A 9,280-nucleotide genomic window follows, 5' to 3' on the forward strand; every position below is an offset into this window, starting at 1 on the left:
CTTTACATACCTTTTTTCATTTCGTCTTTTTTCATACCCATGTCGTCTTTCTTCATTTCATCTTTCATGCCCATGTCGTCTTTTTTCATCTCATCTTTTTTTACCATGGGTTTTTTAGCCATGTCATCTTTCATCATCTGCTCTTTCTTCATCATCTCGTCTTTGCCCATGTCATCTTTTTTCATCATTTCAGTAGCATTTGCAATATCACCAAACATAAACATAGCACCAAGTGCAACTAGTAGTAATTTCTTCATAACGTCTCCTTTAAATGAAATATGATGAAATACTATCTCTTTAGTGTTAAGTGAGTGTGAATTTACGCAAATACAAAATAGATAACTGGAAGCGTGATAAATGAAAAAAGCACGCCTATGGCCACTGATGAGATGGCTAGCGAGCTATCAAGCCCAGCTTTTATGACCATCGCACTTGCAAGGGCTGATGTTGGCATTGCACATTGAAAAAGACCAACTACCCATGTTCTATTCATTTGGATACCTGAAAATTTTAATATGATGAAAAATACGATAGCTGGCAAGATCATCTTACACAAAAGCACAACGCTAACGCCTTTATAGGAGCTTGTGATACTACTAAAGTTAAGACCAACACCAATCGCAAAAAGTGCCACCGGAGTAACGCTACCTTCAAACATCCTAAGTGGAGCAAAGATAAACTCAGGCAAAGGAACTTCTTTTAAGATAAGAGCCATAATAAGCGCGATAAATGGCGGAAATTTTAAAATTTTCATCGTATTTTGAAATAGAGAAACCTTCTCTGGTGCAGCAAAAGAGAGAATAAGTGGTCCAAGGATCGAAAGTGGGATACCAGTGGCTATTTGATCGTAAAAGATGACTTCATTTACCATCGCATCGCCAAAGAATCCCTGAATGACAGGCATACCGACAAATAGTGTGTTGCCAAAAAGGCTTAGCATGACCATACTAACAGTTGTTACTTTAGTAAATTTAAAGATCTTGCCAAGCACCAATGCTATGACAGCACTGATAGCTGTTGAGCCAAAGCCAATTAAAATTGTATTTATAAGCGAAACGTCGACGTTTACGTGATAAATTTTGTCAAAGATTAGCGCAGGCATTGCAAAACAAAGGACAAAATCCACGAATGGGATCGAGTGCTTTTGCTCAACAATGCCGACTTTTTTAGCAAAAAAACCAGTTGCGATTATGAAAAAAATTGCAAAAAGTGGAGTGAAGTTCATAGCATTCTCTTTTAAATCTAAATTTTTACGGAAAATTGATTATAGGACCCATAAGATTAAATTACAATAAACCTTTTTTAAAATTTGCTCTCAAAATTTATGCCTTAATATCAACCTTTTTATAAAATTTATCTCTCTCATCTATTTTTTCTTTGCTCTTTAAATCATTCTCAAGATAGCTGATATTATAAATTTCTCTTGTGGATATGCTTTTGCCATTATTTAGACTGATTAAAAATTTACTCTCAAATTTATTAGATAGATTGGCAATAGCGATTGCTCCAGCATCTTTTAGGCTTACGATTTTATCACCTTGCATGAAGCCAATATCTTTAAAATCCAAGCTATTTAGCTGCACATTATTCATCTCTTTTGCCTCTAAATTTATGCTAGTTTTTAGCTCGCTTGATGTATTTAGCTTGCCAGTATCGTTATAAAGCTCTTTTACGTCTATCTCTCTACCACTATCAAATTTTAGCCTTATGGTGCCATCTTTGTTTAGCTTCATAGCTATGACGCTATCGCTATCTTGCAAAGATGCGGCAGCTGTGGCTTCATTTGTTATAAAAGCCTTTTTTACCTTTTTTAAATTCGAGATACTAAACTCAAGCCCAGTTGCTTGTTTAAATTCATTTTCCATCGCGATCATTTTGGCTGATTTTGTCTTTTCAAGCTTTGATATATAAGAGTCTGAATTTTCTTCAAATTTCTTTAAATTATTGCCAAGATTTTCTATCATTTTATTATATGCGTCAAACTCAGCGTTATAATCTTTGTAAAATTTCATAAAACTATCTTTTTGAAATTTTGTATATGAGAAATTTTCATCTTTTTTATAATCTTTGTCTGGCTCAATGATCGGATTAAACTCGCTTAGCCTTGCAGTGTCATCAAAACCCACTTTAAGATAGGCAAAATTTTTAAAAGAGCTATCTTTGCCAAAGATATTATTGTGTCTTAGATCGACCCAGCCGTCATTTTGGGCATATTTTTTAAAGAAATTATTTATATCATTTTTCTCTATCTTTTCATATCTGTTTTCTGCAGCGAACAAAGTATTTGGATCTGAGGCGTAGTAAGAGTGTCTATAGTCAATATCTTTTGTATCTACGTAAAGATCGGGATTATTTGTGATCGTTGATTTACGATTTAGCTCTTCTCTTTCTATTTGGTTGTGATTTATGACATTTGTGCTGATAAACTGCCTAAGATCGACCCTTGGCATCACATCGCTTAAATTTGCTATTTTTTCATTTCCGTCTTTATCATGACCCCTTACTTTTAGCTTATCAAAGAGTATATCTTTTTGATCTAGCACGCCGTCATTGTTGCTATCAAAGCTAAAAAGATAGCTATTATTTTCTAATTTTGTAGTGCCAAGTTTATCGTTATCGCCGTAAATGTCTAAAAATACTTCTACTTCGCCATATTTTGTTTTTAGAGTGTTTGAGTAAGCGTAATCGTTTAAATTTTTAAATTTTGTATTTTCTAGGTATCCACTTTTTAGTGTAGATAGCATGCTGCTACTATCTGAAGCTTTTATATTTTTAAAGTAGGAATTTTCACTAAAATGATAGCCTCTAGAAAGTTCATTGGAGTGGATTTTATTGTTGCTATAGATGAGATTTTTTGAGTAGTTATTTAAAATTTCTTCTACTTTTTGTAGGATTTTGTGTCTATTTTGCTCTTTGATCTCGGCATCAGTGATATTTATAACTTTGCTTGCCTTTATACTTTCTTTTAGACTTGAAATTTGTTCGTTGTTTATCTCTAAATCTTGTTTATCCTTAAAGGCATGGAGCATATCTGTAGGATTTTTTAAATCTTTTAAATTTATAAAGTTATATTTTAACGATGCAATATTCATCTAAAATCCTTTTTAAAGATGTTGTAGATAATATCGGATAAATCTAGAAAGTATTTAGGCGTATAATGGTGCCCGAGGTCGGACTCGAACCGACACAAGGTTGCCCTTACCAGATTTTGAGTCTGGCGCGTCTACCAGTTTCACCACTCGGGCTAGGTTAAGATTGAAATTTTAGATTTGTGAGAAAAAAAGAAAAAAGGGGAGACTTGCTCCCCTAAAAAGAAAATTATTTCTTTTTACCTTTTTTAGCAGCACCAGCAGCAACTGCTTCTTTAAGTTTTTTGCCAACTTTGAATTTAACTGCTTTGCTAGCAGGAACGTCGATAACTTTTTTAGTTCCAGGAACTCTAGCTTTTCTTGCAGCTCTGTCAGCAGTACCGAAAGTACCAAAGCCTATAAAGCTAATTGTATCGCCTTTTTCAAGAACTGCTTGGATTGTCTCCAAAGTAGCATCAACAACTTTTAGAGTATCTTTTTTTGAAAGACCAGCCTTATCGGCAACAGCTTGAATAAATTCAGCTTTTTTCATGAACCATCCTTTTAAGAAGTTATGTGGCTATATTACACTCTTTTAAAAAAAAATACAATACTTTTTCCCTAAATTTAGCTCTTTTTTACGTTTTTTTAACAAAAAATGCAATTTTTTAAAAATTTACTCGCAAATTTCAAACATAAGCTCGGTCTTTAGACCAAACTTTTTCATATCAATAAGCTTTAAATTTTTAAAATTTAAGCTCATTAGTTCATCTTTATTTTTTATAAGTTTATTTGCTATCTGGCGCAAGACTTCGCCTCTATATGCTTTTGCGTGATGACTCACTATTTTTTTATTTTTTATAAAACAAAAAGTTATGTATTCTTTTTTTATAGTGTAAAATTTTTCATAAAACTTAGCTCTAAGGTCTAAGATCTCATCATTTTGCAAAAAATCATTAACCGCTTTACTAAAATTTTTTTCATAAAATTTTGAAATTTCAAAGCCACCTAGCTTTTCACCTTGCTTTAGTTTGTATTCTGTTATCTCATCTTTTGCTAAGATAGGCCCAAATAAATTTGAAAATATTAAAACATTATTATTTATATATTTTTGTGCCTCATTGTCTAAACCACGATAGTTTAGATGTTTATAAGCCACTCCATCATACCTTAAAATAGCTTTTATGCTACCTTTTTGAGATAGGCTTTCTCGCAGCTGTTTACTCTCTTTAAGCTCTTTTAGCCCAAAAAGCTTTTTTATATCGTCTAAATTTGCTTTTTTTAAAAACTCATCGTATCTATTTAAAATTTCAACTCTTTTATCAAAAAGCTCTGGAAATATCAAATCCTTACCATTAAATTTATTATTCGTATTTAGAGAAATTTTACTTTCGCTTGGAGAAAAGAGAATTTTTAATGCCATTTTTCTTACCTATTTTATATATAAATTTTTGTTGGATTATACAATAAACTTTTTATGCTAAAAAAAATCAAATTTTTACCGATATAAAAACAAGCGGAATCATTTTTGCTTAGAGTGAATAAAAATTTAGGAAAAATTATGAGAATAACAAACCAACTACGTTTTAGTCAGACTTTGCATGACTACCAAAAAAATATGACTGGTGTAAATAAAAGCTACAAGCAGCTCTCAAATGGTTTGAAAATTCAAGATCCATACGATGGTGCTGCGACTTATAATGATGCAATGAGGCTTGATTATGAAGCGACTACTCTCACTCAAGTAGTTGATGCCACTGGTAAATCTGTAAATTTCTCAAAAAATACAGATAATGCATTGCAAGAGTTTGAAAAACAGCTTGAAAATTTTAAGACAAAAGTAGTCCAAGCAGCTAGCAGCGTGCATAGTAAGACATCGCTAGAGGCTTTGGCAAATGACCTTCAAGGTATAAAAAATCACCTTGTGAATATTGCAAACACTTCGGTTAATGGGCAGTTTTTGTTTTCTGGAAGTGCTGTTGATACAAAGCCAATAGATGGTGCAGGAAAGTATCAAGGCAACCGTGATTATATGAAAACATCAGCTGGTGCTCAGGTTGAGCTTCCTTATAATATCCCAGGATATGATCTATTTTTAGGAAAAGATGGCGATTACAGTAAAATTTTGACTACAAATGTTCGTTTAGCTGATCAAACTAGAACCGACATCTCTTATGCACCAAAATTTCTAAACGATAACAGCAAGATAAAAAATATGATCGGGCTAAATTACGCTAGTGATTCAGTGGTTAGAAGTGATGGCTCTTACAATGGCACAATAAATCCGGATTATGATTTTTTAGATAATTCAAATGTAAATTTTCCAGATACATATTTTTTCATGCAAGGCAAAAAGCCAGACGGCACGACATTTACTAGCAAATTTAAGATGAGTGCAAATACAACAATGGCTGGGCTTATGGAAAAAATCGGTATGGAATTTGGCAATACAAAAACAACAAAGGTTGTTGATGTAAGCATAAATAACGATGGACAATTTAATATAAAAGATCTTACTAAAGGTAATCAAACTATTGACTTTCATATGGTTGCAGCCACATCAGTAGCACCAAATCGCGGCGCAATCGCTCAAAACAACGCACTTGACGCGGTAAATTCTCTTGAAGATCTTGAGACTAGGGCAAATAACGTTCCAAAAACGGTTCATATCACTGAGTTTGTAAAGAGCAAATATACCGATAAAGATGGAAATGCGACAAATGCATTTGACTATGATAAGGTTAGATTTGAAAGAAAGGACAATGAGCTAATCGCAAATTTACCTCAAGTAGCTAGAAGAACGGGCGAATATGCAACAGATCAGACAAAGCTAAGCGAAGTTTCTGGTACAAAAGAGAGCTACGATAGAAATTTATATCCAAAAGATGTTGACGCTAGAAAGAGAGAACTTTTTAATATCGACGATCAAGAGATAAATTTACAAGTAAAGTCAATCACTGGTACAAAATATGACATAAAGGTAAAAATGGGCACAGCAGGAGGTACAAATACTCCAGTGCAATTTGAAATAACATCTACACCACCAGGCGGCACGCCTTCTGCAACTAGAACTTTAACAGTCTATAACTCAGATGAGTTTGGAAGTTACAGAACTTATGCTAGCGATTTTACTTATAGACAGCTTATGGATATCGTTGCTATGGCAGCAAGCGATAATATCCCAAATCCTCCACATGCAGAAAACGCAAATTTTGATACAGATATTGAAAAAGTAAAAAGAGATCAAAACTATAATGCCTATAAAGAGGCTTTATCAAAAACAAAGGGCGCGGTAGAGACAACTTTAGATGATAAAGGCAGAATGGTTTTAACTGATAAGACAAAATCAGTAACAAACATAGAAGTAACTATGCATGATGCAAAAAATAGCGATAAATTTGATGGCGATAGCACTGGTAGAGATACGGCTGGTAATGCTGGCCACCCTCAAGGAAAGGGTTCTGTCTTTAGCTTTAATGAAAATAATGCTTTAACTATTGATGAGCCAAGTACGAGCGTTTTTCAAGACCTTGATAATATGATCGAAGCTGTTAGAAAGGGATATTATAGAGCTGATGCCGATAATAATGATCCGAGAAACACTGGCATGCAAGGTGCTTTAAAGAGACTAGATCACCTAATAGATCATGCAAACAAAGAGCTTACAAAGATCGGCTCTCAATCAAGACTTTTAACCGCTACAAAAGAGCGAGCCGAAGTAATGAAAGTGAATGTGCAAACTGTTAAAAATGATGTAATTGACGCAGACTATGCGGAGTCGTATTTGAAATTTACGCAGCTTTCACTATCTTATCAAGCAACCCTACAAGCAAGTGCGAAGATAAATCAACTAAGCTTGCTAAATTATTTAAATTAAAATTTAAATCAGCAGGCCGCCGAGCTTGCTGATTTTTTAAAATTAAACTCAAGCGTGCTATAATAAGCCTTTTTTATAAAGGATCTAAAATTTTACGACATATTTTATTTACAATTTTTGTTTGCATTTTTATATATTTTGGTATCGCTACAGCTGCTCCAACTGCTGATTTTGTTGGCTCGCTTGGACAAAGCCTTGGTATTTTAAATATCAAATATTTTGGACTTATCGCGTATGTTTATCCATTTTTATTGATCATTTTGGGCTATTTTGTCTATAAAAATTTTAAGAAATTTGATTTTGATTTTGCTCAGTTTTTGGTAGGAATTTTTCTCTTTTTTATAGCTTTTTTGATGTTTCAAGCCTTGAGTGCTTCAAGTGTAAATGGCGGTATAATTGGAAATTTTATAGTTAGTGCCTTAAAAGAGGTAATCGGCTCTATCGGTACTGTGGTTGCTATACTTATGATGTTTATTATTTCACTTGGGCTTGCTTTTAGGGAAAATTTTATTATCGTTTTGAGAAAGGCTTTTGTCGATAGAGAGCCAAAAAGCTACGAGGAGAGCAAAAATTTAAAGGATATAAAACCAAGACAAATCCCAAAGTTAGAACGCAAGAGATCAAAATCTGAAGAGATAAAAGAAGAAGAGCTAATAGATGCTCAAGTGGTAAATGAAGATGAGCAAAATTTAGATGAAGAGATAGAGCCTGAGTTAGAAAAAGAGAGTAAGGCCTCGACTATAAACGGAGTTGAAATTTTAAACGAAGTGGCTGAAAACAAGAAGTTGCTTGATCAAATAGAGCGAGGAAATGTGGAAAAGCCAAAGAATTTTGTCTTGCCACCGCTTAAATTTTTAAACGACCCACCAAAACGCTCGCACAATGTCAATGAAGCCGAGATTGATCAGCAAATTTCAAATTTGCTTGATAAACTCCGTAAGTTTAAAATAGACGGCGATGTGGTTAGAACTTATACTGGGCCTATCGTCACGACATTTGAGTTTCGTCCAGCTCCACATATCAAGGTAAGTAAAATTTTAACACTTCAAGATGATCTAGCGATGGCACTAAAAGCTCAAACGATCCGTATCCAAGCACCGATCCCTGGTAAAGATGTTGTAGGTATCGAGGTGCCAAATCAAAATTTGGAAACAATCTATCTAAAAGAAATTTTAGAGAGCGAGATATTTAAAAACGCTGGTAGCCCACTAACCATGGCGCTTGGCAAGGATATCGTTGGTGCTCCTTTTGTGACAGACCTTAAAAAACTACCTCATTTGTTAATCGCTGGAACGACGGGATCAGGTAAGAGTGTTGGTATAAACGCGATGCTTTTAAGCTTGCTTTATAGAAACAGCCCACAAACTTTACGTCTAATGATGATAGATCCAAAAATGCTTGAATTTAGCATATATAACGATATTCCGCACCTTTTGACACCGGTCATTACAGAGGCTAAAAAAGCGATCACTGCACTTGCCAATATGGTCGCTGAAATGGAGCGAAGATATAAGATAATGAGCCAAACTCGTACGAAAAATATAGAGAGTTACAACGAAAAGATGAAAGAGGAAGGCGGTGAGCAGTTCCCATACATCGTTGTGATTATCGATGAGCTCGCTGATCTTATGATGACTAGTGGGAAGGATGTTGAGCTTTATATTGGGCGCTTAGCGCAAATGGCAAGGGCTAGCGGTATACACTTGATAGTGGCAACCCAGCGTCCAAGTGTCGACGTCGTGACTGGGCTTATAAAGGCAAATTTGCCAAGCAGGATAAGCTACAGAGTAGGGCAAAGGATCGATAGTAAGGTGATTCTTGATCAAATGGGTGCCGAGAGCTTGCTAGGACGTGGCGATATGTTATTTACACCTCCTGGAAGTCCTGGAGTGATCAGGCTGCATGCTCCTTTTGCGAGTGAAAAAGAGATAGAGACGATCGTAAATTTCTTAAAAGAGCAGCAAGATGTTGTCTATGACGAGAAATTTTTAGTAGAAGAAGGCTCTAGTGGAAGTGCAGCTGTTGGAGCACTGGGAGAAGATGAACTTGATGAGCTTTATGAAGAGGCAAAAGAGATCATCTTGAGCGAGCAAAAAACTTCAATAAGCTACTTGCAAAGACGTCTAAAAATAGGCTACAACAAAGCTGCAAATATAATTGAACAAATGGAAAAAATGGGTGTTTTAAGCCCAGTGAATGCAAAAGGGCAAAGGGAAATTTTATAGCTGAAGATGTAATTTGTTTTAAATTTAGAATTTTAATTTTTGTTAAAATTCTAAAAAGCCTTGACAAAGCACATTAAAATATATATAATTACAACTCTTAAAAACATTGG

The 9,280-nt window shown here is 34.5% G+C and carries 7 protein-coding genes and 1 tRNA gene; 2 read left to right on the plus strand and 6 right to left on the minus strand.

Annotation, left to right across the window (positions count from 1 at the left end; translation table 11 throughout):
- Window positions 1-2: 2 nt before the first annotated feature.
- The 6 genes from F3H00_RS03025 to F3H00_RS03050 form a co-directional block, all read right to left on the minus strand.
- Window positions 3-257, minus strand: coding sequence for a pyruvate kinase (locus F3H00_RS03025; RefSeq protein ID WP_148798458.1), 255 nt, complete (start codon window positions 255-257; stop codon window positions 3-5).
- 62 nt (window positions 258-319) lie between these two features.
- Window positions 320-1,225, minus strand: coding sequence for an AEC family transporter (locus F3H00_RS03030; RefSeq protein ID WP_103576985.1), 906 nt, complete (start codon window positions 1,223-1,225; stop codon window positions 320-322).
- 97 nt (window positions 1,226-1,322) lie between these two features.
- Window positions 1,323-3,092, minus strand: coding sequence for a response regulator (locus F3H00_RS03035; RefSeq protein WP_148798460.1), 1,770 nt, complete (start codon window positions 3,090-3,092; stop codon window positions 1,323-1,325).
- Between the two features lie 66 nt (window positions 3,093-3,158).
- Window positions 3,159-3,245 (minus strand) — tRNA-Leu (locus F3H00_RS03040).
- A gap of 73 nt (window positions 3,246-3,318) precedes the next feature.
- Window positions 3,319-3,621: an HU family DNA-binding protein gene (locus tag F3H00_RS03045; protein WP_012001719.1), complete on the minus strand. Its 303-nt coding sequence runs from the start codon at window positions 3,619-3,621 to the stop codon at window positions 3,319-3,321.
- A gap of 123 nt (window positions 3,622-3,744) precedes the next feature.
- Window positions 3,745-4,491: a YaaA family protein gene (locus tag F3H00_RS03050; RefSeq protein WP_149703689.1), complete on the minus strand. Its 747-nt coding sequence runs from the start codon at window positions 4,489-4,491 to the stop codon at window positions 3,745-3,747.
- A gap of 138 nt (window positions 4,492-4,629) precedes the next feature.
- Between F3H00_RS03050 and flgL the strand changes: the two genes are divergently transcribed.
- Both flgL and F3H00_RS03060 read left to right on the plus strand, forming a co-directional pair.
- On the plus strand, window positions 4,630-6,945 hold the full coding sequence (gene flgL, locus F3H00_RS03055) for a flagellar hook-associated protein FlgL (RefSeq protein ID WP_148798464.1): 2,316 nt from the start codon (window positions 4,630-4,632) through the stop codon (window positions 6,943-6,945).
- Between the two features lie 143 nt (window positions 6,946-7,088).
- Window positions 7,089-9,170 (plus strand): FtsK/SpoIIIE family DNA translocase, encoded by a 2,082-nt coding sequence (locus F3H00_RS03060; RefSeq protein WP_410369055.1) that lies wholly within the window; start codon window positions 7,089-7,091, stop codon window positions 9,168-9,170.
- Window positions 9,171-9,280: the final 110 nt, after the last annotated feature.

The organism is Campylobacter concisus (genome assembly GCF_902460845.1).
Taxonomy (GTDB): domain Bacteria; phylum Campylobacterota; class Campylobacteria; order Campylobacterales; family Campylobacteraceae; genus Campylobacter_A; species Campylobacter_A concisus_X.

Coding starts and splice junctions, on each gene's coding strand:
- F3H00_RS03030 (WP_103576985.1), bottom strand. CDS start 1,225: ATGAACTTCACTCCACTTTTTGCAATTTTTTTCATAATCGCAACTGGT.
- F3H00_RS03035 (WP_148798460.1), bottom strand. CDS start 3,092: ATGAATATTGCATCGTTAAAATATAACTTTATAAATTTAAAAGATTTA.
- F3H00_RS03045 (WP_012001719.1), bottom strand. CDS start 3,621: ATGAAAAAAGCTGAATTTATTCAAGCTGTTGCCGATAAGGCTGGTCTT.
- F3H00_RS03050 (WP_149703689.1), bottom strand. CDS start 4,491: ATGGCATTAAAAATTCTCTTTTCTCCAAGCGAAAGTAAAATTTCTCTA.
- flgL (WP_148798464.1), top strand. CDS start 4,630: ATGAGAATAACAAACCAACTACGTTTTAGTCAGACTTTGCATGACTAC.
- F3H00_RS03025 (WP_148798458.1), bottom strand. CDS start 257: ATGAAGAAATTACTACTAGTTGCACTTGGTGCTATGTTTATGTTTGGT.